This window comes from Lentzea sp. NPDC058436, assembly GCF_042721515.1.
Classification (GTDB): Bacteria; Actinomycetota; Actinomycetes; order Mycobacteriales; family Pseudonocardiaceae; genus Lentzea.
This window is the reverse complement of record NZ_JBHXLF010000001.1, coordinates 566,051-591,810: the sequence shown is the minus strand read 5'-3', so window position 1 is coordinate 591,810 and position 25,760 is coordinate 566,051. Positions and strand designations below refer to the sequence as shown.

The following is a 25,760-nucleotide window of genomic DNA, read 5'->3' as shown; positions in this document are numbered from 1 at the left end:
TTAGGAGTGGAAGCGCTTCCAGCAGAAGCCCTCGGTACGACGAAGACGGGGCCGTCTCCGGAAGTCGTACCGGAGACGGCCCCGTCGTGGTCCGCCGAACTAGCGCACGACGACGGCGTCCACCTTGTTGTTCCAGTTGCCGCTGGGATACGCGCCGAGGTCCGGGATGCCCGAGGAGCCGGGCACGTGGATCACCTTGTCCCAGACCGGGTCCACGTCCCACAGGTGGAAGCCACCCTGGACCTTGCGGTTGGCCGCGCTGTTCGCCCTGTTGCGGAACCCGTACTGGGCGAGACCGAAGTCCCCCGGATCCCTCCACTGCAGCCTGCGCCCCGAGTAGTTCCGGTTGTCCCAGAGGCACTTCCAGAGCGGCGGGCAGTCGTCCACGCTCGCCGTCCCGAGGCCACCGTCCTGGGAGGCGGGCAGGTTCGTCGCGGTGCGGTACGCGGCGTCGTCGTCGTAGCAGTGGACGCCACCATCGGTCTGCGCGCAGACCGTGGCGCCCTCCCAGCCCTGGGCGAGGTCGATGGTGTTGCCGTTGTAGGTGGCCAGGACACCGCTTTCCACAGCACCGGCGGTGGACGGCACCACTGCCATCAGACCGAGTGCGGCCAGTCCCGCGGCCGCGAGTCGTGCGATCTTGCTCGTCATCCAGTCGTCCCCTCGACGTGGTTTCGGCGCCGATGACCGCGGCGGGACAGTGGGCAGCCTCCCCCGGTCGCCGCGCCTCAGCCGTCCGAAAATATCCAACCCACCGGGGCGGCAACATGGGTTGATCAACCCACAGGAGCCCGAACCCATTTGACGGAGTGAGCACTCACTCCGCATAGTGGAGACATGACACCAGCACCCGAGACCCGGCGACGAGCGCCGGGCATGAGCGCCGAGGACCGGCGCGCCATGATCGTGCACGCGGTGCTGCCGCTCCTGATCGAGCACGGCGCCACCGTCACGAGCAGCCAGATCGCCCGCGCGGCCGGCATCGGTGAGGGCACCGTCTTCCGCGCGTTCAAGGACAAGGACGAGCTCTTCGACGCCTGCACGGCCGAGGCGCTCAAGCCCGACCACGTGCTCGACGCGATCGCCGAGATCCCGCTCGACCAGCCACTGGAGGACCGGCTCGTCGAGGCGGCCGAAGCGCTCGGCGCGCACCTCGAACGCATGGGCGCGCTGATGAGCGCGCTGCACGCCTCCGGCAGGAACCGGCACCGCGAGCCCGGCCAGCGGGGCAAGGGCCCCTGGAAGGGCGGGCGCCGCGAGTCGATGGCCGCCATCCGCGAGGCGATGGTCGAGCTGTTCACGCCGGAGCAGGACCAGCTGAGACTGCCGGCCGAGCAGCTCGCGACCCTCTTCCTGACCCTCTTGTTCGGCGGCCGCCGGATGCCGTCGGACGACGCGCCCACCACGCGCCAGGTGGTCGACTTCTTCCTGCACGGCGCCGTGGAGGCCGGATGATCCCGGGCGGTGGAGGCGGCATCGAGTTCATGCTGGGGCGGCGCGGCCGCCGGCGGCAGGCCTCCACGGTGGCGGAGAGCGGTCTCACCGGACCGGTCGACATCCCCGAGGCGAAGCCGGACGACGGACCGAAGGACCTGCGCTCCCGGCTGAAGCGCGTGCGGACCTCGGTGGCGGGCACCGTCCGCGGCCTGCCGAAGGTCGCGAAGCTGACGTGGCAGGCCAGTCCGGTCCTGACCGTCGTCCTGGCGCTGATCACGGTCCTGTCGGGACTTCTGCCGACCGCGACCGCGTACATCGCGAAGCTGCTGCTCGACTCCGTCGTCGCGGCGATCCAGCAGCGCGGCACCACAGCGGACATCCTGAACGTCGCGTTGCTCCAGTTCGGTGTGCTCGCCGCGACGGCGGTCAGCAGCGCGCTGACGTCCATCGCGCAGTCCCTGCTGCAGGAACGCATGACGCTGACCATCCGCCACCGGGTGATGGCGCACGCCAGCGACCTGCACCTCGCCTACTTCGAGGGCTCGACGTCGTACGACATGCTGCGCCAGGCCGCGCAGGAAGCGCCGACTCGGCCGCTCGCGATGATGAACTCCGCGCTGGGGCTCCTGCGGACGATGATCACGTTCGTCAGCATGATCGCGCTGCTGGTCTCGATCAGCCCGCTGCTGGCACTGGTCGCGCTGGTGGCGCCGATCCCGGCGTTCATCTCGCAGTCGAAGTACGGCTCGCGCGCGTTCTGGCTGACGTTCATGATGTCGCCGATCAAGCGGCGGATGGACTACCTGTCGTCGCTGGTCACGACGGACACCTACGCCAAGGAGACGAAGCTGTTCGGGCTCGGCCCGTACTTCGTCGACCGGTTCCGCCGGCTCGGCACCGTCTCCTACGAGCGGTCGCGGAAGCTGACGATCAACCGCAACGTCAGCTCGACGTCCTGGGGGCTGCTGAGCACGCTCGCGGGGTCGGCGATCACGTTGTACATCGCGCTGGAGGCGGTCGGCGGTCGGCTCACGCTGGGCGACCTGGCGCTGTACACGGCCGCGGCGGCGTCCGTGCAGGCCTCGGTCTCCGGGTTGTTCACGGCGTTCTCGGGGATGTACGAGAACAACCTCTACCTCGACACGCTGTACCGGTTCCTGGACACGAAACCGGAGATCACGGCACCGCCGTCGCCGCGACCCATTCCGTCCACAGTGGATGGTCACATCCGGTTCGACTCGGTGACCTTCAGCTACCCCGGCGCCGAGGAACCCGCGCTGGACGACGTCAGCTTCGAGATCCGTCCCGGCGAGACGGTGGCGGTGGTGGGCCGCAACGGCGCGGGCAAGTCGACGTTGTTCAAGCTGCTGTGCCGGCTCTACGACCCGACGGCGGGCCGCATCCTGCTCGACGGCGTCGACATCCGGGAGTACGACCCCGTCGACCTGCGCACGCGGATCAGCGCGATGTTCCAGGACTACGTGACGTACCAGGGCACGGCCGCGGAGAACATCGGCCTGGGCGACCTGACGCGACTCGAAGACCGGCCGCACATCGAGGACTCGGCCCGCCGCGCCGGAGCGGACGAACGGATCGAGCGACTCCCCCGCGGGTACGACAGCCCGCTCGGCCGCTGGTTCGACCAGGGCGTGAGCCTGTCCGGCGGCGAGTGGCAGAAGATCGCGCTGGCCAGGGCGTTCCAGCGGGAGGCACCGATCCTGGTGCTCGACGAGCCGACGTCCGCGCTGGACGCGAGGGCCGAGCACGACCTGTTCTCGCGGCTGCGGGAGCTGTCGGAGGGCCGCACGACGCTCTACATCTCGCACCGGTTCTCGACCGTGCGGCAGGCGGAGCGGATCCTGTTGCTGGAGCGCGGGAAGGTCGCCGAGTACGGCACGCACGAGGAGCTGATGGCGGCCGAGGCCGGGTACGCCGAGCTGTTCACGCTGCAGGCACAGGCCTATCTGGACGAGGTGCCGGGGTCGCGATGAGTTCCGGGCCGGTGCGTGGTCTGCACACACGTTCACCACCCGGACGTTCTGGAGGACGGCAGTGAAGTTCTTGCTCACCTCGGGCGGCGTCACGAACCCGAGCATCCGCTCGGCGCTCGTGGACCTCCTCGGCAAACCCATCTCCGAGTGCCACGCGCTCTGCGTCCCGACCGCCCTCTGGGGTCACTCGCAGTGCGGCCCGGCGTCGGTGCGGGGGTTCGTCGCCGCCGAGTCCCGGTGGCGGAACTTCTCCGGCCTGGGCTGGGCCTCGCTCGGGGTCCTCGAACTCACCGCCCTGCCCAGCATCGGCGCGCAGCGGTGGGTTCCCTGGGTCGAGGAGGCCGACGTGCTCCTGGTCGACGGCGGCGACGCGACCTACCTGTGCCATTGGATGCGGGAGTCCGGGCTCGCCGACCTGCTGCCCTCCCTGCCCGGGAAGGTCTGGGTCGGCGTCAGTGCCGGGAGCATGGTGCTGACGCCCCGGATCGGCCAGGACTTCGTCTCGTGGCCGTCCGCGCCGGACGACCGCACCCTCGGCGTCGTCGGCTTCTCGATCTTCCCGCACCTGGACCTCTTCCCGGAGAACACCCAGGCCCACGCGGAGAAGTGGGCCGCTGGGCTAGGCGTTCCCGCGTACGCCATCGACGAGCAGACCGCCATCAGGGTCGAGGACGGATCCGTCGAGGTGGTGTCCGAAGGGCGCTGGCTGGAGTTCGGGTCATAGGTCGAGGAGCGCGTAGTCCTCGTCGGACAGGTCGACGCCGGTCGCGCCGACGTTCTCCTCCAGGTGACGCGGGGAGGACGTGCCCGGGATCGGCAGCATGACCTCCGACCGGCGCAGTAACCAGGCCAGCGCGACCTGCGCCGGGCTGACGCCCAGCCGGTGGGCCACCTCGGCTACCGGCGAGCCCGCCCGCACGCTGGGCGCGATCGGCAGCCAGGGCAGGAACGCGATGCCGTGCCGTTCGCAGTGCCCGAGCACGTCCTCCGAGCGCCGGTCGTCGAGGTTGTACCGGTTCTGCACGCTCACGACCGGCGTGATCCGCTCCGCCTCGACGATCTGCGCGACGGAGACCTCGGACAGGCCGACGTGCCGCACCTTGCCCTCGTCCTGCAACCGCCGCAGCGCGCCGATCTGGTCCGCCAGCGGGACGGTGGGGTCGATCCGGTGCAGCTGGAACAGGTCGATGCGCTCGACCCGCAGCCGCCGCAGGCTCAGCTCAGCCTGCTGGCGCAGGTACTCGGGGCGGCCGAGCGGGATCCAGTCGTCGCCGGGGTGGCACTGACCGGCTTTGGTGGCGATCACGACGCCGTCGGGGTACGGGTGGAGGGCCTCGGCCAGCAGTTCCTCGTTGCGGCCGAGGTCGTAGGAGTCGGCCGTGTCGATGAAGGTGACGCCGAGGTCGACCGCGCGGCGGGCCAGCGCGTGCGCAGCGGTGGGGTCGTCGGCGGGCATCCGCATGGCGCCGAAACCCAGGCGGTGGACCAGGAGGTCGCCACCGAGGACGAGGGTGTGGGAACGCACGAGGTTCTCCTTGCGAGTGCCGGATTCGTTCGGCGCCAACACTGCCGAGCCCTGGCCACTAAGACAATCGAAACATTCTTGGCCTGATCGCGTAGCATCGCTTACGTGTTGAACCTGGAACGCCTGCGGACGCTGCACGCGGTGTCCACGACGGGATCTGTCCGCGGCGCCGCCGAGGCGTTGCACGTGACCACCTCGGCCGTGTCGCAGCAGCTGTCCAGGCTCGAACGGGAGATCGGTCAGCGCCTGCTGGAACGGCAGGGCCGCGGCGTCCGGCTCACCGACGTCGGCGACCTTCTCGCCGAGCACGCGGGCAGGCTGCTCCAGCAGGTCGAGCTGGTCGAGACCGACCTCGCCGACCACCGCGGCGCCGTGTCGGGAACGCTCACGGTGGCCGCGTTCGCCACGGCCGCCCGCGGCCTCCTGCCGCCGATGCTGCACGCGCTGCGGCAGCGGCACCCGGCCCTGTCCGCGCGGCTCGTGGAGCTGGAACCCACCGAGTCGATCACCCGGCTGCGCCACGCCGACGTCGACATCGCGGTGGTGCAGGACTGGCAGGAGGAGCCGCTCGCCGTGCCGGACGGGCTCTCGTCCACCCCGGTGCTGGAGGACGTCCTAGACGTGGCGTTACCCACGGGGCATCCGCTCGCCGACCAGGCCTCGGTCACCCTGGACGACCTGCGCGACGAGGACTGGGTGGGCTGGCCCAGCGACGAGATCTGCCACGGCTGGCTCGTGAGCACCCTGCGCCGCGGCGGGATCGAACGCCGGGTCGTGCACACCGCGTCGGAGCACTCCACCCAGCTCGCACTGGTGGCGGCGGGACTCGGCGCCGCGATCATCCCCCGGCTGGGCCGCGGCCCCACACCGCAGGGCGTCCGGTTCGCACCGCTGCTGCCGGCACCCCGGCGCAGGGTGTTCGCGTTGTGGCGCAACAGCAGCACGAACCGTCCCGCGTGCAGGGCCGCGTTGCGCGCCCTGCAGGAAGCGGCTCAGCGGTGCGACCTCGGCCACGCGTAGCGGCGTATCGTCGTCCCCTCCAACTCGGTACAGGTACTGGTGCATGACTGACCCTGATAACGGAGCCGCGACCGACACCACGGTCGCGGGCGTCGCCCGCCGCCTGTGGGGCGTCGAGCCGGCGCCCGCGATCCCCCGGTACGCGGAGCCCGGCTGGCAGCTGTCGCCGCACACGATCGACCGGCGCTGCCCGACGTGCGCCGGGCAGGTGCACGGCCTCTACCGGGTCTCGGGCAACCTGGGCAAACCCCGCCTCCAGGCGGCCGTGGTGTGCCCGGCGTGCCCCGCCTCGTTCAAGCTCAGCGACCTCCAGCTCTCGCAGCGCGCGGTGCTCGGCGAGTTGCGGCCGGAGGCGGTGGCGCGGCGCCTGCAGGACGACCAGCGGCTGAACCGGCTGGCGGCGGAGCAGCGGGTGCGGCCGGAGGTCGCGCGTCCTCGCCCGGCCGCGCCGCCCGCGCCTCACGCACCCCAGGCGGGGGCGCCGGAACTGCCCGCCGCAGAGCCGCGGACTCCTGGCGCAGAGCCGCGATTCCCTGCCCCAGAGCCACAGATTCCTGCCGCAGGGCCGGGAATCCCCGCCGCAGAGCCACGGAACCCTGCTGCAGGGCCACAAAGCCCCGCCACACAGCCACGGAACCCCGGTACAGGGCCACGAAACCCCTCCGGTGAGCCGCGAATCCCCGCTGCAGAGCCGCAGATCCCTGATCTGCAGCCCCGGATCCCTGATGTAGAGCCACACTCCCCCGCCACAGAGCCCGAAACCCCCGCCGCACCCGCCCCTCCACCGGCACGACGGACCTCGACCACGGTCACCGCCGCCAAGATCCGCCGCATCCTCGCCGACGCCGGCGCGACCGAAGAGCGCGGCAGCGCCCAGATCCCGGCCCCGCCGTCCACCGCCGAAACGATCGCCGAACACCGCTTGCTCTTCTGGTGCAAGACGGTCGACCCGCAGTTCGAGCCGCCACCCCTGCCCGACGGCACCGACATCCGCGTCGTCCTCCCCGACGGTCCCGACTTCAAGCCCCTGCGCGATCGGTTGGGCGAACAGGGCATCGCCTTCCGCACAGTGCCCCACTGGCTCGAAGAGGAGTGGATCACCTCGGTCGACCCGGTCGCGGGCGCGCTGACAGGGCTGCGCGTCACGCCGTCCCTGTCCGCGGTGGCGGGCCTCGTCGCGGAACCGGTCAAACCGCTGAGCGGCGAGTACGCGCGAGCGGCGCTGGACGCGTTCACGCTGCTCTGGGACCTGCACGAGCCACTCGACCCGACGTCGGCACCCCGGCCGGTTCCGGCGGAGGACCTCGTACCGCGCGACTGGTTGCGGTTCCTGCCCTTCCCGACGCTCAACCCCGCCCAGGCCCAGGCCTGTCCGTCCATCGTGGACGGTGACGAGCACGTGGTCGTCACGGCGCCGACCGGTGCCGGCAAGACCGTGATCGGCATGCTCGCGGCGTTGAAGAGCATCCTCGAAGAGGGGCGCAAGGCCGCTTGGCTGGTGCCGCAACGCACTTTGACCGACGAACTCGATCGCGAGCTGGAAACGTGGCGTGCACAGGGTTTGCGCGTCGAGCGGTTGTCCGGTGAGTACGCGGTGGACGTGGAACGGGTCCGCGAGGCCGACCTTTGGGTCGCGACCACGGAGAAGTTCGAGGCGATCTGCCGGGCGTCGTCGTTGCAGACCGCACTGGCCGAGGTCGGCTGCATGGTCGTCGACGAGATCCACCTGCTCGGCAGCCCCGGCCGTGGCGCGTTGCTGGAGGCGTTGCTCGCACGGGTGCGCGGCGCCGACTCGCCGGTGCGGATCGTCGGGTTGTCCGCCACCGTGTCCAACGCGCCGGAGGTCGCGCAGTGGTTGGAAGGCGAACTGGTCGCCACCACCTGGCGGCCGTCCCGCCTGACGTGGCAGCTGCCGATGCTGCCCGCCGCCTCCCGGCACGCCGAGGCGAACCGCATGCGCGAGCAGGTCGTCGCCGACCTCGTCGGGCGGCACACCTCGACCAACGGCAGCGTGCTGGTGTTCTGCGGGTCCAAGCCGAAGGTGCGGTCGACGGCGCTGGCGATCGCCGCGGACCGCGGCGCGCCCGTGCACCTCGTCGGGCCGACCGACTTCGACAAGCTCGAAACCGTCTGCGCGGAGGTCGGCGTGCGGCTGCACTACGCGGACTGGGAGGGCAAGAGGGCGGCGGAGCACGCTTTCCGCACCAGGGCGGCCGACGTGCTGGTCGCGACGACCACCGTGGCCGCGGGCGTCAACCTGCCCGCGCGTGCCGTGATCGTCCGCGACACGAAGATCGGCACCGACCCGATGGACACCGCGACGGTCATGCAGATGTTCGGCCGCGCGGGACGGGTCGGAGCGGGCGAGACCGAGGGCTGGGCCTACCTGGTCACCGACGAGACCGAACGCGCGGGCTGGCAGCAGCGGCTGATCGCGGGCTACTCCGTGCACTCGCAGATCTACGACAGCCTCGCCGACCACGTGCTCGCCGAGGTGCTCCAGGGCCGCATCACTACGGTGCTCGAAGCGGAGGCGTGGTGGCGGCAGACGCTCGCGTTCGCGCAGGGCGACGAGGACGTGGAACCGGTGCTGGACGCCGTGGAGTTCCTGGTGGAGAAGGACTACCTCACCCGGCACGACCGCGACGGGAGGCTGGTGGCCACCGAACTCGGCAGGCTCACCGCCCAGCTCATGGTGTCGGCGTACGTCGGCGCGCGGCTGCGGCAGGTGTTCGGCATGCTCCCGCTCCCCGACGACGCCGACATGGCCGAGGAAGCGCTGACGTGCGTTCTCAGCGTCACCGTTCCCGAACTGCTCGACGCGCCCGTCGCCGAGGCCAACCGGCCGGCTGTGGCCACCGCGATCCGGGCACGCGGCCACAGCTCCCAGCTCACCGACACCACTGCTGTGCAAGGACTCGGAGCGTCGGGCACCGTCCAGCGCGGCGACCTGGCCTGGGCGACGCTGCTGCTCGTGGCGCGTTCGCCGCAGCTGTTCGCCGGCGGACACGACCACCGCGCGGTCGCCGGCATCCCGATGGGCACGCTGTACCCGGTGCTGGAGCAGTCACCCCGCTACCTCGCCTGGCTTGCGGCACAAGGACATCTCGGCACCGTGCACCCGTGGGTGGCGATCGTCTCCGCCGACCTGGACCGCCGGGTGCGCTGGCGCGGCTGCTCCCCCGGCCGCGGGTCCGGCAGGCTGCTCTGGATGTGCGAGCAGATGGCGACACGCGCACACGCGAAGGAACTGGTGCCCGGCATGTGGCGCTCGGCGATCGGCCGCGGTGTGCGGGCCCCGGACTGGCCGGCGGGCCGCCCGCCGGCGAACTGCGAACTGGACCAGGCCGCCTACACCGCGCTGCTCCGCGAGCGGACGACGTCGGCCGTGCTGACGGCGAGGAGCGACGGCGCCACGATCACCGGCATAGCGGGTGCGGCCGCGATCGCCTGGACGGGCCGGACGCACACACCCGTGACGATCACTAAGGCCTCCACGGAGATCAGCTGTCCGATTGACGACGACGATCCGGACGCGGGTGCGGCCTCAGGCGCCGCGGTGTTCACCCGCCGCGGGGACCACCGCGCCACGGGATGGCTCGCCGCGTACGGGCAGATCGGCGAGACGCCGGGAAACGACCGCCCGGCCGCGAAACCCGCTCGCCGGGGCCTCGGCAGAGCGCCGCGATGACTCGCTCGATCCCGCAGACCGCGGCACACCGCCATCGCTGAGCAACGGCGAGAGCAGGCACACCGGCCGCAGCGGCAGACCCGGGACGACGTTCCCGAGCCGGCCTCCGCGATGCGAAAGAACTCGCGGGATCAGTTCTCCCCGCACACCACCATCTTCGGCCACGTCGGCACGAGCCTGCGCCACTCGTCGTCGCTCAGGCCGGGGCCGATGGCCGTGCACACGTCCGAGGCCACCTTCACCACGTCGGTGGTCCACAGCAGCACGTTCCCGGTGACCCCGCCCGTCACGAGGCCGTCGCGGGTGTGGGCGATGCCCGCGAGGCCCGTGCCCGCGCTGAGGACCGCCGTCGTCGAGCGGGTCGTCGTGTCCCACAACCGGACCGTCCTGTCCAGGGAGGTGCTGGCCAGCTCGCGGCCGTCCGGCGAGAACGCCAGCTTGAGGACCTCGCCCGTGTGCCCGTGCAGGGTGGCGACCGGCTTGCGGCTCGCGACGTCCCACAGGCGCACGGTCTTGTCGTCGCCCGCACTGGCCAGCAACGCGCCGTCGGGGCTGAACACGACGTCGCGCACGACGCTGGTGTGGTCCGCCAGCGGTTCCCCGATCGGAGCCCGGGTCGCCACGTCCCACAGGCGGACCGTCCTGTCGTTCGCGGCGGTGGCGAGGGTGCCGCCGTCGGGGCTGAAGGCTATGCCTGTCACGGAGTTCGTGTGGCCGGTGAGCGGCGGGCCCGCCGGTGCGTGCGCGGTCACGTCCCACAGGCGGACGGTCATGTCCATGCCCGCGGTGGCCACCAGGCGACCGTCGGGGCTGAACGCCAGACCGCGGACCCAGTCGACGTGCCCGGTGAGCGGTGCGCCCCGTTGCTCCCCCGTCTCGGCGTCCCACAGCCGCAGCGTGCCGTCCCACCCGGCCGTCGCCAGGACTCTGCCCTTCGGGCTGAACGCCATCGCGCGGACCTCTGCCGTGTGCCCGGTGGGCGAAGCGGCGAGTGGGCGGTGCGTGCCGGTCTCCCACAACCGCACCCTCCGGTCGTCGGCGCCGGTGCCGACGATCCTGCCGCCGGGGCTCGTGGCGACGGCGTAGACGGCGTCGGTGTGGGCGGGCACGAGGGCACCCCGCAGCGACCACACCAGTGTCGTGCCGTCGGAGTCGCCTCCCGCGAGCGCGGATCCGTCCGGTGTGAACGCGATGTTGAAGACGCTGCTCGTGGAGCCGGTGAGCGCGGTGCCCTGCTGGCGTCCGGTGGCGGTGTCCCAGATCCGCACCGTCTTGTCCCAGCCGCTGGTGGCCAGCGTGCGGCCGTCCGGGCTGAACGCGACGCCGTAGGTGACGTTGGTGTGGCCGGTCAGCGGCGTGCCGATGGAGGTCCTGGCCGGCACGTTCCACATCCGCACGGTCTTGTCGCCGCTGGTCGACGCGAGAACCCGGCCGTCGGGGCTGAACGCGACACCGTTGGTCACGCTGGTGTGGCCGGTCAACGGGTCGCCCGCGGGCTTGCGGGTCGCGATGTCCCACAGCCGCACCGTTTTGTCGTTGCTCGCGGTGGCGGCGGTGGTGCCGTCCGGGCTCAGCGCGACCGCCGTGATCGGCCCGGCGTGCCCGGTCATCGGCTCGCCCACCGGCGTTCGCCGGGTGGCGTCCCACAGCCGCAGGGTTCCGTCGGCACCCCCGGTGACGAGCAGGCCGCCGGGGCTGAACGCGATGCTGGTGACGGTGTTCGTGTGGCCGGTCAGGGGAGCGCCGGCCGGTGCCCGTCGCGCGACGTCCCACAGCCGCACGGTCCGGTCGGCGGACGCGGTCGCCAGGGTGGTCCCGTCGGGGCTGAACGCCAGTCCGTTCACGATCGCCGTGTGCCCGGTCAGCGGTTCCCCGATCGGCCTGCGGGTCGCGACGTCCCACAGGCGCACGGTCGAGTCCCCCGCGGCGGTGGCGAGCAGGCGGCCGTCCTGGCTGTACGCCACGTCGCGGATCTCGCCGGTGTGCCCGAGCAGCCGGGAGGGCAGCGGATGCGCCTGTGTGCTGAGCAGGCTGTCGCGGGTGGCCGGGACGTCCGGCGCGATCCGCCACGCGATGAGGCTGAGCTGGGCGGCGCGCAGCGGATCGGTCTCCCGCAGCGCGGTGGCCTCGGCGACGAGCTGGCGCGCGACCGCCGCCCGGTGCTGCTCACGTGCGTCGTTGCGTTGCGAGAGCGTGATTCCGGTCGCCACGGCCAGCAGCACGACGACCGCGGCGGTGACGGCCCTGACGCGCAGGACGCGCCGCTGCCGCGACCGGACCTGCCTGTCCCGCAACCGGATCGCGGCCTCGACGAACTCGCGTTCGCCTGCGTTGAGAGCGCGCACACGGCCCACCTGGTCGAGCTGGGAGCCCCGGTACAGCAGCTCCGGGTCACGTCCCGAGGCCTGCCAGAGCTGGGTCGCGTCGGTGATCCTGCGGTGCAGCAGCACGGTGTCGCGGTCCTCGGTGAGCCACTGCCGGAGCCGGGGCCACGCCCGGATCAGCGCCTCGTGGGCGACCTCGACGCTGTCCGTGCCGATGACGACGAGCCGGGCCGCCGCGAGCTCGTCCAGCACCCGGCGGACGACGTCCGGCGCACCGACCGTGGCCAGCTCGCCGTGCGGCGCGCGGCGCCGGGTGTCCTCCGTGCCGTCGCCGAGCGCGGTCAGCCGCAGGAAGATCCGTTGCGCCACCTCCTGTTCCGCGGCGCCGAACCCGGTGTGGACGCGGTCGGCGGTCTGGGCGAGAGCCCCGTGCACGCCACCGCACACGTGGTAGCCGGCCAGCGTCATGGTGTTGTTCCGCCTGTGCCGCCAGGTCTCCAGCAGCGCGTGCGACAACAGCGGAAGCCCGCCGGGTTCACCGGCGATGTCGGCGATCATGGTCGCGACGAGCTCCCGCTCGACGGTCAGCCCGGCCATCGACGCGGGACGGGTGATCGCGGACCGCAGTTCGTCCCCGGCCATCGGCCCGACGAGCACCTGGCCACCGTCCCGGAGGACCTCCAGCAGGCCGGAGTGGGTCGCGCAGTGCCCGTAGAAGTCGGCGCGGACGCCGAGCACGACGTGCGCCACCCGGCCGGGCCCCTGCGCGGCGTCGAGAAGGGCGTTGACGAACCCGGTCCGCTCCCCCTCGTCCGGGCGCAGGGTGAACAACTCCTCGAACTGGTCGACGACCAGCAGGACCCGGCCCCGCGGGTGGGCGTGGCGAAGTGCGCGGTGGAGCCAGCCGGGTTCGGTGGGGTCCAGCTCCCCGCCGACGGCACGAGCGAGTTCGCGCAACGGCCGGTCCGAGGGAGTCAGCAGGACGTGCGACCACGGGAGCGCCGCGAACGCCGGGTGCGTCCGGATCGCCGGCACGAGACCCGCGCGGAGCATCGACGACTTGCCGCTGCCCGAGGCACCGAAGACCGCGACGACCGGAGTCGCGGACACCTGTCCGGCGAGGTGCTCGACGAGGTTCTCGCGGCCGAAGTACCGATCGGCGTCCTCTGGTTGGAACGCGGCCAGCCCGAGATAGGGCGACGCGTCCTGGTCCAGTTTCGGACGGTCGGGCGTCAGCTCCGCGGCCAACGCCCGCCAGCGACTCTCCCACTCCCGCCGGTCGCCACCGCACGCCTGGACGTACGCCATCGTGACCTCGAACGAGGGCAGCGCCTGCCCGCCCGCCGCCTCGGCCAGTGTCGTCGTCGAGTAGTGCGCGCGCCTGGACAGCTCGCGGTAGCCGGGCCGCCCCGCGGCGGACCTCAACTGCCGGAGCTCGAACGCGAACCGTTGCAGCGCGTCCGCCTCCGGATCGAGCGGACGCTCACGCCTCCCCATTCCCCCACCTTCCGCGGCTCAGCCGGCCGAAGGACCCACTCGTGATATCGGCGTCCGGCGCGTGATCGTCACACCGGAGGTGCTTTGTTCGGTTTTGTTTGTCCGGCCGCCGGCGCGGCCACCAGCGCGTCCGCCGGCTGTTAGACACGGAACTGTCACATCCACCACGTTCACCTTGGGGAGAAGATGAACATGTTGAATCGCAAACTGTTCAGACGTGCCGGGTCCACACTGCTCGTGGCAGCGAGCGTGCTCGGGCTGTCGCTCGTGGGCACCCAGCCCGCGCAGGCCGTCGGCTACGGGGGCGACGTCACGAACAACCTGCCGTCCTCGTGGCCGGTGAAGATCGCGAAGTTCGGCGTGGGCGGCTCGCACTTCTGCAACACCCAGAACTCGGGCTCGCTCACCTGCACCGAGTACTGGCTGCCGTCGGGGCAGAGCGACAGCGACCTGCGCGGTTTCTGGTTCGACACCGACGGGTTCAAGGTCGAGAACGTGTCCAGGTACTACGTGTCGAACTACGGCTGGGTGCCCGGCAACGTCTGGTTCCGGATCTCGGACCTCAACAAGGTCCACTGCAGCCGGGTCAACGGCAGCCCGTACTGCCTGGTCGACATCGTCTGAGGTAGGAGGCGTGGCGTCTGGTCCTCCGGAGTTCACGGCGTGTCCGGAGGACCAGACACCGGTTTCGTTGCCACACAACGAAGATGTGCGTGCAACCGCGAGCGGTCCGCGTAACGTCCACCCGGTGGCAGACGAACGCGTTCCGGGGAGTGAGCGCACATGACACGGTTGTTCAGGAACACCACGGCACTCGCACTGGCCTTCGCCCTCGCGACGGCCTGCGCGGCCCCAGGCGACCGGACGGCGACGACCCAGTCCTCGACAGCGGGAGGCGACAAGGTGGAACAGGTTCCCGCGTGCGGAGACCGGATCGACGCCCTGTCCAGCCGAATCGACGGTCTGTCCATGACCGGTGAGTTCCCGCCGCGAGCCACCAGGGACGGCGACGGGACGTTCGCCGGCGCGGTGACCGTCACCAGCACGGGCGCCGAGATCGCGGGCGTGGCCACCCCGGAGGCGGACGTGTACGTGGCGAAAGCCGGTGAGGTCGTGGCCGTACCGCTGCCCAAGGACTCGCTGGGCCAGGCGGTCAATCTCCGAAGCGGTGTGAGCCAGGTGTTCACGGCAAGAGGAACCGTCCGTCAGTGCTCGGGCGGTGGACCTTTGCCACAAGGGAAGTACGAGGTGTTCGCCGCGATCGTGGTCAACCGCGACGACGGGCCCCCGGTCGTCGTGACCGGGGGCCCGTGGCCTCTCGAAGTGAGCTGAGCCGGCGAGGACGTGGTGCGGCTCAACGAACTTCAGGATGGGCTCAGGTCACGATGGACACGCCGAACCTGGCCTGGACGCGGCTCCACATCTCGGCGTACCTGGTGGTGCCGCCGGAGGCGATGTGGTGTCCGCGGATGTGCTTGTCGTTGCCGCTCACGCTGAGCGCGTAGAACGGTGCGCCGGAGTCGCCGCCCTGGGGCAGGGTTCCGCCGCTGTAGACGACGACCGGCGACTTGCACCCGCTGGAGGTGCACACCGTGCCGGTGATGCTGCTGACGGTGTGACCGCAGTGCTCACCGGTCGTCCGCCCGCTGTGGCAGTAGTTGTTGAAGCCGACGATCGGGTTGGCCGCCGACGCGACGTGGTGGCCGGTGGTGCTGTCGACGCCGCCGACGTAGATGAACGGGCTGTAGGACTGGCCGCCGAGCAGCACCATGTCCTCGCCGGGCAGGCCGTTGCCGCTGGCCGTGCCGACGACGCGGCCGCCGAGTTCGGTGACGGCCGTCGCGCCGTTGGCGAAGCAGTGGCCGGCGGTGACCATGAACCGGGTGCCCGCCGAGTTCTGCACGGTGTAGCCGGCCGAGCAGTGGCCGTTCGGTGCGGCGAACGTGATGCCGGCGCCACCCCAGTAGGCGGGTGCGTCGTCGCGGCGGCTGAAGTCGTCGGTGACGGTCTGCTTGCGGACCTCGACCACACCGGCGTTCTCGCCCACCAGGGAGTTCACCACGTCGGAAGGCGCGTCGGTCTCGACGACGACCTTGCCGGTGAGCGCGTCGGCGTACGCGCCGAACGTGTACTTGGTTCCCTGGGTCTGGACGTGGCGCATGATGCGCGACTGGATCGTGGCCGAGGCCTGGCTGACCGCAGGGCTCACGGCCAGAGCGGCTTTGCCCGCGGCCAGGTCGGCCGCGACCGGACGCTGGTCACCCTGCTTCTGCGGCGTGTCGGGCTTGCCGTCGCCCTGGGCAGGGCCGGCGGCGAGAGCGACGGCCATCGCCGCGATGACGACGGAGATCGGAATTCGTTTCGAGCGCACGCGTTTTCCCTTCTTGGATGGGAAGTTCGAGAGGCGCTCCCCGAGCCTCTCAGCATCCAAGTGCCGCGTGCCGCGCGTCAGATACCGCGAATTCGTTGTGCGTCAAGGAAAGCGCCTGGCGACGGACCACTCCTGTTCGTCGAGTCCTGAACCTGTTGTGGCATAACGGAACCGTTTATCCGCAATAGAAAAGCCGAATGGGAAGGGGGCGATTCAGGTATGTCAGGTCAGCCGCGGACCCACCGGCTGGTCGCCGCGAAGGGTGATCCGGTGCATCACGCGGTGCTGGTCGCCGTAGTCGTCGACGGCGAGGTGGGCGGTGCTGCGGTTGTCCCACACCACGACGTCACCGGGCGCCCAGCGGTGGCGGACGCTGTACTCCTGGCGGCCGACGGCGGCGAAGAACAGGTCGAGCAGCGCGCGGCTCTCGGTCTCCGACACGTCCTTGACGTGCGTGGTGAAGCCGGGGTTCACGAAGAGGCTGCGGCGGCCCGTTTCCGGGTGCACGCGGACGACCGGGTGCGTGACGGGGTCGAGCGACCGGACCCTCTCGCCCTCCCAGAGGTTTCCCTCGCCGGACTGCCGGACGTGCAGCAGCTCCTCGAAGTCCTTGCGTCCGTCGTGGACGGCCTCCAGCTTGTCGGCCAGCTCGCGCAGCGGCGGTGACAACCAGAGGTAGGCGGCCTCCAGGTCGGTCCAGCAGGTGTCACCGCCGGTCGGCGGCAGGTCCACCGCGCGCAGGACGGAACCCAGCGGGGGCGTGCGCGTGAACGTGACGTCGGTGTGCCATTCCGGGGCCTTGCCACCGTCACCGGCGTCGATCACGTAGATCTCGGGGTGGTCGTCGTCGAGTCCGGGCACCACCGGGTGGGCCGGCGTCAGTTCGCCGAGCGCCGCCGCGAACGTCCGGTGCGCGGTCGGGTTCAGCCGCTGGCCGCGGAACACGAGCACCTTGCGGTCCAGCAGGTTCTGCCGGATCGCGGCCACCACCTCGGGGGTGAGCTCCTCTGCGAGGTCCACTCCGGACACCTGCGCGCCGATGGCGATCGTCAGAGGTTCGAACGAGAGCGTCATGACTTCTCCACGAGCTGGTCGGGTCGGGAGGACAGCGTCGCCCGGACGGCGGCGCCCACTTCACCGCGCAACGCCGCGAATCTCGGCGAGCCGCGCAGTTCGTCGGCGGGGACTCCCCTGCGGGGCAGGTCGATCGGCAGGCTCAGGGCGATCGTGCCCGGCCGGTCGGTGAGCACGATGACACGGCTGCCCAGGAAGACCGCCTCGTCGACGCTGTGCGTCACGAAGACGACCGACCTGTCTCCGTCGGCGAGCGAGCGCACGTCCTCCTGCAGCCGTTCCCTCGTCAGGGCGTCGAGCGCGGCGAACGGCTCGTCCATCAGCAGCAACCGGGGTCGTGCGGCGAGCGCGCGGGCGATGGCGACGCGTTGTTGCTGTCCGCCGGAGATCTCCCACGTGCGTCGTGGGCCGAGGGCGTCGAGGCCGACCAGCGAGAGCAGTTCCGCCGACCGCGCCGGTCGTTCCGACTTCGGCACCTTCGCCCACTTCAGCGCGGTGCCGATGTTGCCGCCGACCGTGCTCCACGGGAACAGCCTGGGCTGCTGGAACACCACACCGACGTCACGGCCGGGCACAGGCGGCTGGCCGAGCAGCGTCACGTCCCCTGTGGACGGACGCTCGAACCCGGCGAGCAGGCGCAGCAACGTGCTCTTGCCCGACCCCGACGGGCCGACGACGACCAGGAACTCCCCCGGTTCCACCGTCAGGTCCAATGGACCTAGCGCCGGTACGGGACCGGCCTTCGTGGGGTAGGCGTGATCGACCCCACGCAGCTCGACGGTGGGACGTGCGCCGACGTCAGGCATTCCCGGCTCCCGGCACCCGCAACGCGGCCCGCAGCGCCGTCAGGTCCGGCACCTGTTCGACCTTCTTCTGCGCGCGCAGGAACTCCGCCGTGGCGAGCAGGCGGTTCGCCAGCTGTCCCGGCGCCTGCACGGTGCCGAAGTAGTCCGGACCGCGCTGCTCCTCGTGGTCCAGGTAGATGTTCTGCTTGAGCTGCGCCAGGGCGTCCGGCTCCCCGATGCCGATCTGCCTGCTGACCGCCGCCGCGACCGTCGCCGGGTCGGTCTTGATCAGCTTGATCGCGTCGTTCGTCGCGGCCAGCCACTTGTCGACCACGTCGGGGTTCGAGTCGATGAACTCCTTGCGCGCCACGGTGAACGTGAGCGTCGGCTTGCCGGCGGCCGCCAGTTTCGCGCTGTCGGTGAGCGTCACGCCGTCCTGCTGCAACACGCTCAGCACCGGCGTCCAGACGTAGGCGCCGTCGATGTCGCCGCGCTGCCAGGCGGCCTGGATGTTCTGCGGTTCGAGGTCCACCAGCGTGACCGACCCGGCGTCCACCCCGTTCAGCTCCAGCGCGGCGAGCAGGCTGAAGTGCGCGGTCGAGCTGAACGGCGCGGCGATCTTGCGGCCGGCCAGCTCCGAGATCTTCGTGATCCCGGTGGCCTTGCGCACCACCAGCGCCTCGCTGTCACCGATGACGTTCAGCAGCTCGATCACCTGGTAGGGGATGTTCAGCGGCGGGCACAGACCGGCGGCGGCGGGGCTGCTGCCGATCACCGCGAGGTCGATCGCACCGCCGAGGAACGCGGTGTTGATGCTGGCGCCGGAGTCGAACGCGGTCCAGGTGATCTTGTGGTCGGGTAACGCCTTCTCCAGTGTCTTCTGGTCCTTCACCAGCAACGTGCTGTCGGCGAAGTTCTGGAACGCCACCCGCACGTTCTTGCCCTCGGCGGGCGACGAGCCGCCCACGCCGCACGAGGCCAGTACCGGGGCGGAAGCGAGCAGGGCGAGCATGTTCCTTCGTGAGATCGGCACGAGGACTCCTCAGGTCTCAGGCGCGTCCGCGCCACGGGGACAACGTGCGTTGGGCGGCCACGATCAGCGAGTCGATGACCAGGCCGGTGATGCCGATGACGAAGAGACCGAGGATGACCACCGCGGTCTGGTTGAAGCGCTGGGCGTTGAGCACCATGCCGCCGATCCCGTCGGCGCCGTTCACCGTCTCCGCCGCCACGACGGAGCTGTAGGCGATGCCGACGGCGAGCCGGACGCCGGTGAGGATCTCCGGTCCCGACGCGGGCAGAATGACTGCGCGGATGACGTCGAACGCGTTGGCGCCCAACGCCTGCGCGGCTTCGACGTACTGCCGGTTGACCCCGCTCACGGCGGCAGCGGCAGCCACCGCCACCGGCGGGAACGCGGCGATCATCAGCAGGTAGACCTTGGGTTCCTCGTCGATGCCGAACCAGATCACCAGCAGACTCAGGTAGGCCAGCGGCGGAAGGGCGCGCAGGAACGCCACGGCGGGCTCGGTCACGGCGCGGACGACCGGGATCAGCCCCATCGCCAGGCCGAGCACGAGGCCCAGCAGCACGCCGTAGAAGCATCCGTAACCGACCCTTCGCAGGCTGACGCCCAGCCGTTCGGCCAGCGTCGAGCCCGCGTAGCCGCCCTGGCCGTTCGCCACGTCCGATGTGGACAGAAGTTGTTGCCACACCTGACCAGGACTGGGCAGCACGGCGGCGGGCCAGATCTGGGCCAGCGCGACGAGCTGCCACACCAGGAACAGCACAGCGATGGCGCTCAGCCGCACCAGCAGCCAGCGTGACGCCTGGATCTTCAGCACGCCGGTGAACGTACATCCGTACACATCGCCGGTGAGGACCGTTCCGTATCGTGGTCTTCCGCGAGAACGCCTCTTGCGCGGAGGCTCGCCGAGGCGCTAAGGCGTGTCCTGGAGGCTCGCCCAGACGCTGAGGAGCGATGGATGGCACGGCGGCACGACCCCCACCGCCGGGAGCGGATCATCGAGGCCGCGGTCGAGGTGATCTCCGAGTCCGGCCTCGCGGCCCTGACCCACCGGACCGCCGCCGCGCGCGCCGACGTACCGCTCGGCTCCACCACGTACCACTTCCTGAGCCTGGACGAGCTGCTCGACGCCGCCATCCACACCGTCGCCGAACGCAACGTCGCCCGCCTGCGCGACTGGGCGCGCTCGCTACCGCACGACGCCGATCTGAGCACCGAGCTCGCGGGCTTCGTCGTCCTGCTGGCAGGCGAGCACCGGCAGACCAGCGTGCTCGCCTACGAGCTGTACGGCGGCGCCCTGCGACGGCCGGCGTTGCGGGCCGCCAGCACGTCGTGGGACGACATGCTCACCGCAGTATTCGAGTCCAAAGTGGACGCCTTGACCGCACGGGCTCTCACCGTGATGTTCAACGGGTTGCTCCACCAGGCCCTGGTGTCGCCTGGAAGGCCTGACCACGCCGAACTCGAACAGGTGCTGCGCCGCCTGCTGCGCTAGCGGCGCCGGAAGCCGCCGATCTCCTGTTCGAGCAGTTCGGCCAGCCGCAACGGGGTGCGGTCCTCGAACATCGGCCCGACGAGCTGGACTCCCACCGGCAGGCCCTCCGGCGACAGGCCGGTCGGCACGGCGGTGGCGGGCAGGCCGGGCATGGTCGCCACGCCGGCCCAGACGAGCTGGTCGAAGTACGGGTGTCGCACGCCGTCGATGTCCACCCTGCGCGCCAACGGATCCGGGTTGTGGTCGTGCGGGAACGCGGGCGTCGGCGTGATGGGGCACACCACGGCGTCGAACTCGGCGAAGAGCCGCCGCCAGCCGTGGCGGTGGAGCTCGCGGAGGTCGTTCGCCACGAGCCAGTCGCGGTGGCTGAGCACCATGCCGCGCAGCCGTGCCGCGTCGAGGCTCCTGTCGTCCGCGCTCAGGCCGGCCGCGAGAACCTTCAGCTCTTCGTACGCCTCAACGGGAAAGCGCGCGACGGACCCCGAGAACAGCAAGCGCGTGTAGAGCGTCGCGGCCTCGGCCAGGTCGGGCAGCAGCGGACTGTGCCGTTCGACGCGGGCGCCGCCGTCGGCGAGGGCGTCGGCCACGCGCCGCACGCCCGTCCGCACCGCGGATCCCGTCGGGATGAGCGGGTGCTCGTCGACGACCAGGACCCGGAAGTCACCGAGCCGGCCGTGGCGTGCGGGCGGCAGCATCAGGTTGTAGGCCTTGCCGTGCGTCAACGGGTCCGGTCCCGCCATCACGTCGAGCAGGAGCGCGAGATCACGGGCGGAGCGCGCCATCGGACCGGCGACGGCCAGGTCGAGGTCCACCGGCCACGCCGGGGCGGTCGGCACGACCATGCCGCGGGTCGCCACCAGTCCCACGGTCGGCTTGTGCGCGTAGACACCGCAGAAATGCGCTGGCGTGCGCAGCGAACCCGCGAGGTCGGAACCGATCGACAGGGCACCGAATCCCGCCGCCAGCGCCGCCGCCGACCCGCCGGAGGATCCGCCGGACGTGCGTTCGTGGTCCCACGGGTTGTTGGTCGTGCCGTGGATCTCGTTGAAGGTCTGGATGTCCTGCAACCCCAGCGGCACGTTGGTCTTGCCCAGCACGACCGCGCCCGCGGCCTTGAGCCGTGCCACCTGCACCGCGTCCTCGGCCGGCACGTGGTCGCGGTGCTCCGGCATGCCCCACGTCGTGGGCAGCCCTGCCATGTCGTAGGACTCCTTGACCGTGACCGGAATACCGAGCAACGGCCGGTCCTCGCCGCGGGCACGTGCCCGGTCGGCAGCAACTGCGGCGGCCCGCGCGCGGTCGAAGTCCGGCACGCAGATCGCGTTGATCGCCTCGTCGTCGCGCTCGACGCGGGCGATCGCCTCCTCGACCAGCTCCACCGACGTCACTTCACCGGCACTCATGGCGGCCGTCAGATCCTCGGCCGTGCGAAATCCCCAGTCCATGAATTCGACGCTAGCGACCTCGTCTGCAGGCCATAAAACTCCTTTTCCCGCAACGGCCGGCGGTGGCGGTTCCGCACCCGCCGCTCAGCCCATCGGGAAGACGCGTCCCGCCCAGACCTCCGCCTCGTCCCTGGTCGCGTACTCGGGCAGGTAGGGACCGGACGCGACCACGACGCCGAGCGAGTGCAGCAGTTCCGCGTGGGACTGGGAGAGCACGCCGTGCGCGCCGACCTTGACGCCCAGTTCCTCCGCCCGCTCGACGAGGTTCCTGACCTGGCTGCGCGACCACCCGGGCGGATCCTCCACTCCGACGGCGGCGACGATCGGGCCCCTCAGCATCACTGCGGGCACCGGGAGTTCCAGCGCGGAGAACAGTTCCAGGTCGTGCAGTCCCGCCGCGTCCATCACGAAGACCACGCCGAGCCTGGCCAGCACACCGATCGACTCCGCGAGGTCACCGCGGGCGTCCAGCACCGACGAGCTGTCGGCGCACAGCATCAGCCGCCGCGCCTCCAGGCCGTGGCGGTCGAGCTCCGCGCGGACGATGCCGACGAGGTCGGCGTCGATCGCCATGCGCTGCGGCAGGGTCAGGCACACCATCGGCGCCCCGTCACCGAACCGGGCACGCCAGTCCGCGGCGGTCTCCAGCGCCTCCGCCAGCAGGTACCTGCCCAGCGGCACGGTCATCCCTGTCAGTTCCGCGAGCGCGTACACCTCGGAAGCGCGCAGCAGCCCCAGATCCGGGTGCCGCCAGCACAGACCGGCGTTCAGCGACGTCACGACGGGCGCGTCCGGCAGGACGACGTGCGGCTGGTAGACCACGCCGATCTCACCGGTCTCGATCGCGCCCGCGACGGACGCGGCCAGCCGGTAGCGGTCCCGCGCCTCGCGGTCGGCCTCCCGGTCGAACAGCACCCACTGCGCCTTGCCCAGCTCCTTTGCCCTGTGCAACGCGACCTCGGCGGCCCTGGTCAGCGCGCGGTGCTCGGCGCCCTGCACGTCGGCCACCACGATGCCCACGCTGGCACTGACACCGACGCCGGTCGTGCCGTGGTAGACGGGTTGCGCCAGCTGCTCGACCATGTCCTCGGCCAGTTCCACCACGCCCTGCCGGGTGAGCTCTCCGCGCAGTGCCACCGCGAACTCGTCGCGGAACAACCGCGCGATGAACGCCTCCTCGCCGAAGACCCCGCGCAACGTGCCGGCGACCGCGCGCAGCACCTGGTCCGCCACGTCCGTGCCGAGACCGTCGTTGATCACGCCGAACCCGTCGACGTCCAGGAACAGCAGGGCGATCTGCTCTCCGTCGCCCGCGGTGGCGACCGCGGTTTCGAGGTTCGACCGGAAGTAGGCGTCGTTCGGCAGCCCGGTCAGCGGGTCGTGCAGCGTCTGGTGGTGGAACGCCCGCTGGAGCTGCCACAGCTCCTGGAGGTCCTCGAAGTAGAACAACCGCTTCCCGGCTTCGGGCAGCGCGATCGCCGACAGCCGCACGGGTCTGCCCGTCGCGTCGGCGGGAGCGATCTCCGCTTCCTCGTGCACGATCTTCCCGGGCCTGCCGTGCAGTCTCGTCAGCACGTCGTCCAGCACCCGCCGGCTCGCGTCCGTCGCCGCCACGTCGTGCAGGCGCGTGCCGACGACGGAACCGGTCCCCTGCCCGGCGAGGGCTTCGAACGCCGGGTTCGCGGTGATCACCACCCCCGCCGGATCGGTGATCACCGCAGCGGTCGGGCAGGCCTCGAAGGACGCCTCGAACCGGGCAGGCTCGACCGCGTCCGGTGCGCCCTCCGACTCCGTCACCCCGACACCTCACACCAACTCGTTCGGGCCGCACAACCGAAGACCGCGCTGCGACACGATCGGAGCAGTGCAGGCCCCTGGTTCCACCGGACGTTCGACGCGACCCCCTGGAACGGTTCGATCGGCTATCGATGCACGGTCCGTGCGGCGTTACACGCTGTGTTCCCGTGCACGGCACCGGCTGAACCCGGACGGCGTCCGGTGTTCGCACCAATCCGCCGGGCGCACGCCGCCGAATCGTCGATGTCCACGCCGCAGGGCAGCACGGCTCGGCGCTGAAGCCCACCCGAGAGGCCGACCAGCTTGTACCAGACCGTCATCGTCCTGATCGGGGTGCTCACGGCGGTGGCGCTGCTGCCCTCCCCCGCACCGGCGTTCTGGGTGGTGCGGGCCCTGACGCTGAGCCTCGCACCGCCTCTGGCACTCGTCGCGATCGCACTCGCGGTGGTGGCCGCGGTCGACGGAGACCCGGTCTTCGCGGTGCTCGCGGCGGTCGTCTGCGGGGCGCAGGTCTGCGTGGCCGGAGCGCAGTGGGGGCAGGCCCTGGCGATGGGTGCCCGTCCCTCCCCGTTCGCCGCGTTCTTCGACCTGACGGGGTTCCTCCGCGCGCGTGCGCCGGAGACCCACGAGGTGATCGCACGGGACGGCGCCGCTCTTCCGCTCGGCGTCTGGCATCCCGCCGACCGCGCGGAGACCGGACCCGCGGTCGTGCTCGTGCACGGCGGAGGGTGGGCCGGCGGGAACTGGCGGCAGCTGCGCGCCTACGCGAACTGGCTGGCGGACAACGGTTATCGCGCCGTCTGCGTCAGCTACCGGCTGGCTCCACCGGCGCGGTGGGACGTCGCTCCGTTCGACGTGATCGACGCGGTGCGCTGGGTCGAGGCGCACGCGGGCGTGCTCGGCGTCGACCCTGCCCGGATCGCGTTGTTCGGCTCGTCCGCGGGCGGGCACCTGGCGTTGCTCGCGGCGAGCCTCGGTGAGCCACCGTCGCCGCGAGCTGTCGTGTCGGTGTACGGGCCGGTCGACCTGCTGTCGCTCTACGACTCCCTGCGCCGCCGCCGCGTCACGCCGGTCGACCGGGAGGTGTCCCCGCTGGTGGACTTCCTCGGCGGCGCACCACAGGACGTGCCGGCGCGCTGGGAGTGGAGCTCGCCCATCGCTCACGTGGAATCCGCGCCCGCGCACGTCTGCGTGGTCACCGGGGCACGCGACCAGTGGGTGCCGCTGGAGACGATCACGCCGTACGCGGTGGCGCCGGAGTTCCCGACGCTCGTCGCGCTCAGGCAGGCCGACCACTGCTTCGACCTCGTCTGGGGCTCGATCTCCGCCCAGACCGCGCGCTTCGCCGTGCTGAGGTTCCTCCGTCAGGCCTTCGACGGCCGCTGACGGAGGAACCCCGGCACCAGCCGGCTACTTCGCGAACGCCACGCCGACGACCTCGCCGCCCGCGAGTCCGACGACCGTGGCGCGGCCGGTCTCCAGGTTGATCTTCACCAGCAGCGAGCCGCCCAGCAGCGACAGCGCCGGACGCACGGCGGCGAGGGCGTGGTGGCGGCCGTCGACGGTCGCGATGTCGAACCCGTTGGTCCTGTCGACCTCGACACCGAGCTTGCCGACGGTGAAGAGCTGGCCGGTGTTCGGCGAGACGACCGGGGTGACGCCGGCGGCGGTGCCCTGGGTGACGAGCGCGTCCTTGGTGCTGTCGAGGTCGTACAGCGTGGTGGACGTGGCGCCGGCGACGCTGTTCGTGTAGCCGGCGGCGGACACCTTCGGCGTGGAGCCGGCCGCGCGGTCGCCCGGCGCGTAGGCGAGTGCGCCGTCCGTCGCGGCGAGCGCGCCCGTGTCGGGGACCAGGCGCAGGTTCTGGCCGTTCGAGGTGACGAGGCGGATCCGGTCCACGGTGGGGTTGAAGTCGAACCCGACCGCCGTGCCGTTCAGTGCGATCGGGGTCCCGACGGCGGTGGCGCGGCCGGTGCGGGCGTCGAGGGTGTAGAGCTGGCCGGAGCGTCCGATCGCGTAGAGGACTCCGGTGGCGGGACGCACGTCGATGCCCGCCAGCCGGTCGTGCGCCTTCAGGCCGGTCACGCGGACGCGGTGCTGGGCGGACAGCGGGGACGACCAGGTCCGGGTGCTGAGCACGCCGTCGTCCGTGAGCAGGTGGACGCGGAGCCGGTCGCCGGTCGCCGCGGCGGGTGCCGCGCCGAGCACGCCGGCGATCAGTGCCGCCGCTGCGGCGATGGCGGTCGTGCGAGCGATGCGCATGGTTTCTCCCAGGGCTGTG

The 25,760-nt window shown here is 71.3% G+C and carries 20 protein-coding genes; 9 read left to right on the top strand and 11 right to left on the bottom strand.

Annotated elements, in window-relative coordinates; translation table 11 throughout:
• Positions 1 to 99: 99 nt before the first annotated feature.
• Positions 100 to 651: a peptidase inhibitor family I36 protein gene (locus ACFWN2_RS02545; protein WP_382424410.1), complete on the bottom strand. Its 552-nt coding sequence runs from the start codon at positions 649 to 651 to the stop codon at positions 100 to 102.
• A 225-nt stretch (positions 652 to 876) separates the two neighbouring features.
• Here ACFWN2_RS02545 and ACFWN2_RS02540 point away from each other — a divergent pair, with 225 nt between their 5' ends.
• From ACFWN2_RS02540 to ACFWN2_RS02530, 3 genes are all read left to right on the top strand, one after another.
• Positions 877 to 1,455: a TetR/AcrR family transcriptional regulator gene (locus ACFWN2_RS02540; RefSeq protein WP_382425576.1), complete on the top strand. Its 579-nt coding sequence runs from the start codon at positions 877 to 879 to the stop codon at positions 1,453 to 1,455.
• 20 nt (positions 1,456 to 1,475) lie between these two features.
• Positions 1,476 to 3,428, top strand: a complete 1,953-nt coding sequence (locus ACFWN2_RS02535; protein WP_382425574.1) for an ABC transporter ATP-binding protein — start codon at positions 1,476 to 1,478, stop codon at positions 3,426 to 3,428.
• Positions 3,429 to 3,489: 61 nt separating this feature from the next.
• Positions 3,490 to 4,152: a Type 1 glutamine amidotransferase-like domain-containing protein gene (locus ACFWN2_RS02530; protein WP_382424408.1), complete on the top strand. Its 663-nt coding sequence runs from the start codon at positions 3,490 to 3,492 to the stop codon at positions 4,150 to 4,152.
• On the opposite strand, the gene ACFWN2_RS02525 is transcribed toward ACFWN2_RS02530, so the two are convergent.
• On the bottom strand, positions 4,147 to 4,953 hold the full coding sequence (locus ACFWN2_RS02525) for an aldo/keto reductase (protein ID WP_382424406.1): 807 nt from the start codon (positions 4,951 to 4,953) through the stop codon (positions 4,147 to 4,149). The genes ACFWN2_RS02530 and ACFWN2_RS02525 overlap by 6 nt on opposite strands.
• 105 nt (positions 4,954 to 5,058) lie before the next feature.
• Between ACFWN2_RS02525 and ACFWN2_RS02520 the strand changes: the two genes are divergently transcribed.
• Positions 5,059 to 5,973, top strand: coding sequence for a LysR family transcriptional regulator (locus ACFWN2_RS02520; protein WP_382424405.1), 915 nt, complete (start codon positions 5,059 to 5,061; stop codon positions 5,971 to 5,973).
• Between the two features lie 43 nt (positions 5,974 to 6,016).
• The gene (locus ACFWN2_RS02515; protein ID WP_382424403.1) at positions 6,017 to 9,664 is read left to right on the top strand and encodes a DEAD/DEAH box helicase; all 3,648 of its coding nucleotides are present in this window, start codon (positions 6,017 to 6,019) and stop codon (positions 9,662 to 9,664) included.
• A gap of 131 nt (positions 9,665 to 9,795) precedes the next feature.
• Here the strand turns inward: ACFWN2_RS02515 and ACFWN2_RS02510 are convergent, their stop codons facing one another.
• Positions 9,796 to 13,485, bottom strand: a complete 3,690-nt coding sequence (locus ACFWN2_RS02510) for a hypothetical protein (protein WP_382424401.1) — start codon at positions 13,483 to 13,485, stop codon at positions 9,796 to 9,798.
• Positions 13,486 to 13,677: 192 nt separating this feature from the next.
• Between ACFWN2_RS02510 and ACFWN2_RS02505 the strand changes: the two genes are divergently transcribed.
• Together ACFWN2_RS02505 and ACFWN2_RS02500 are read left to right on the top strand one after the other, a co-directional pair.
• The gene (locus tag ACFWN2_RS02505; RefSeq protein WP_382424399.1) at positions 13,678 to 14,109 is read left to right on the top strand and encodes a hypothetical protein; all 432 of its coding nucleotides are present in this window, start codon (positions 13,678 to 13,680) and stop codon (positions 14,107 to 14,109) included.
• Between the two features lie 159 nt (positions 14,110 to 14,268).
• Positions 14,269 to 14,817 carry a hypothetical protein gene (locus tag ACFWN2_RS02500; RefSeq protein WP_382424398.1) on the top strand — a complete coding sequence of 183 codons (549 nt, stop codon included), beginning with the start codon at positions 14,269 to 14,271 and terminating at the stop codon, positions 14,815 to 14,817.
• Positions 14,818 to 14,860: 43 nt separating this feature from the next.
• Here ACFWN2_RS02500 and ACFWN2_RS02495 read toward each other — a convergent pair whose 3' ends face one another.
• From ACFWN2_RS02495 to ACFWN2_RS02475, 5 genes are all read right to left on the bottom strand, one after another.
• Positions 14,861 to 15,856, bottom strand: coding sequence for a hypothetical protein (locus tag ACFWN2_RS02495; RefSeq protein WP_382424396.1), 996 nt, complete (start codon positions 15,854 to 15,856; stop codon positions 14,861 to 14,863).
• Positions 15,857 to 16,078: 222 nt separating this feature from the next.
• Positions 16,079 to 16,930: a TauD/TfdA dioxygenase family protein gene (locus ACFWN2_RS02490; RefSeq protein WP_382424394.1), complete on the bottom strand. Its 852-nt coding sequence runs from the start codon at positions 16,928 to 16,930 to the stop codon at positions 16,079 to 16,081.
• On the bottom strand, positions 16,927 to 17,736 hold the full coding sequence (locus ACFWN2_RS02485) for an ABC transporter ATP-binding protein (protein ID WP_382424392.1): 810 nt from the start codon (positions 17,734 to 17,736) through the stop codon (positions 16,927 to 16,929). Before ACFWN2_RS02485 ends, ACFWN2_RS02490 begins: the two co-directional genes overlap by 4 nt.
• A complete protein-coding gene (locus ACFWN2_RS02480) occupies positions 17,729 to 18,748 on the bottom strand; it encodes a glycine betaine ABC transporter substrate-binding protein (protein WP_382424390.1) in 1,020 nt (339 codons plus the stop codon). The genes ACFWN2_RS02485 and ACFWN2_RS02480 overlap by 8 nt, the downstream gene beginning before the upstream one ends.
• A 16-nt stretch (positions 18,749 to 18,764) precedes the next feature.
• On the bottom strand, positions 18,765 to 19,559 hold the full coding sequence (locus ACFWN2_RS02475; protein ID WP_382424388.1) for an ABC transporter permease: 795 nt from the start codon (positions 19,557 to 19,559) through the stop codon (positions 18,765 to 18,767).
• Positions 19,560 to 19,700: 141 nt separating this feature from the next.
• On the opposite strand from ACFWN2_RS02475, the gene ACFWN2_RS02470 reads away from it, so the two are divergent.
• Positions 19,701 to 20,237, top strand: a complete 537-nt coding sequence (locus ACFWN2_RS02470; RefSeq protein WP_382424387.1) for a TetR/AcrR family transcriptional regulator — start codon at positions 19,701 to 19,703, stop codon at positions 20,235 to 20,237.
• On the opposite strand, the gene ACFWN2_RS02465 is transcribed toward ACFWN2_RS02470, so the two are convergent.
• On the bottom strand, positions 20,234 to 21,682 hold the full coding sequence (locus tag ACFWN2_RS02465; RefSeq protein ID WP_382424385.1) for an amidase: 1,449 nt from the start codon (positions 21,680 to 21,682) through the stop codon (positions 20,234 to 20,236). The genes ACFWN2_RS02470 and ACFWN2_RS02465 overlap by 4 nt on opposite strands.
• A gap of 84 nt (positions 21,683 to 21,766) precedes the next feature.
• Positions 21,767 to 23,479: a diguanylate cyclase domain-containing protein gene (locus ACFWN2_RS02460; RefSeq protein WP_382424383.1), complete on the bottom strand. Its 1,713-nt coding sequence runs from the start codon at positions 23,477 to 23,479 to the stop codon at positions 21,767 to 21,769.
• A 303-nt stretch (positions 23,480 to 23,782) separates the two neighbouring features.
• Here ACFWN2_RS02460 and ACFWN2_RS02455 point away from each other — a divergent pair, with 303 nt between their 5' ends.
• Entirely contained in the window at positions 23,783 to 24,865 is a 1,083-nt protein-coding gene (locus tag ACFWN2_RS02455) for an alpha/beta hydrolase fold domain-containing protein (RefSeq protein WP_382424381.1), read from the top strand.
• A 24-nt stretch (positions 24,866 to 24,889) separates the two neighbouring features.
• Here ACFWN2_RS02455 and ACFWN2_RS02450 read toward each other — a convergent pair whose 3' ends face one another.
• Positions 24,890 to 25,741, bottom strand: a complete 852-nt coding sequence (locus ACFWN2_RS02450; RefSeq protein ID WP_382424380.1) for a DUF4394 domain-containing protein — start codon at positions 25,739 to 25,741, stop codon at positions 24,890 to 24,892.
• Between the last annotated feature and the right edge of the window lie 19 nt (positions 25,742 to 25,760).

Excerpts from the sequence above, each read along its gene's own strand:
- ACFWN2_RS02545 (WP_382424410.1), bottom strand. The coding sequence starts at position 651 with ATGACGAGCAAGATCGCACGACTCGCGGCCGCGGGACTGGCCGCACTC.
- ACFWN2_RS02540 (WP_382425576.1), top strand. The coding sequence starts at position 877 with ATGAGCGCCGAGGACCGGCGCGCCATGATCGTGCACGCGGTGCTGCCG.
- ACFWN2_RS02515 (WP_382424403.1), top strand. The coding sequence starts at position 6,017 with ATGACTGACCCTGATAACGGAGCCGCGACCGACACCACGGTCGCGGGC.
- ACFWN2_RS02510 (WP_382424401.1), bottom strand. The coding sequence starts at position 13,485 with ATGGGGAGGCGTGAGCGTCCGCTCGATCCGGAGGCGGACGCGCTGCAA.
- ACFWN2_RS02505 (WP_382424399.1), top strand. The coding sequence starts at position 13,678 with ATGTTGAATCGCAAACTGTTCAGACGTGCCGGGTCCACACTGCTCGTG.
- ACFWN2_RS02500 (WP_382424398.1), top strand. The coding sequence starts at position 14,269 with ATGACACGGTTGTTCAGGAACACCACGGCACTCGCACTGGCCTTCGCC.
- ACFWN2_RS02490 (WP_382424394.1), bottom strand. The coding sequence starts at position 16,930 with ATGACGCTCTCGTTCGAACCTCTGACGATCGCCATCGGCGCGCAGGTG.
- ACFWN2_RS02485 (WP_382424392.1), bottom strand. The coding sequence starts at position 17,736 with ATGCCTGACGTCGGCGCACGTCCCACCGTCGAGCTGCGTGGGGTCGAT.
- ACFWN2_RS02470 (WP_382424387.1), top strand. The coding sequence starts at position 19,701 with ATGGCACGGCGGCACGACCCCCACCGCCGGGAGCGGATCATCGAGGCC.
- ACFWN2_RS02465 (WP_382424385.1), bottom strand. The coding sequence starts at position 21,682 with ATGGACTGGGGATTTCGCACGGCCGAGGATCTGACGGCCGCCATGAGT.
- ACFWN2_RS02450 (WP_382424380.1), bottom strand. The coding sequence starts at position 25,741 with ATGCGCATCGCTCGCACGACCGCCATCGCCGCAGCGGCGGCACTGATC.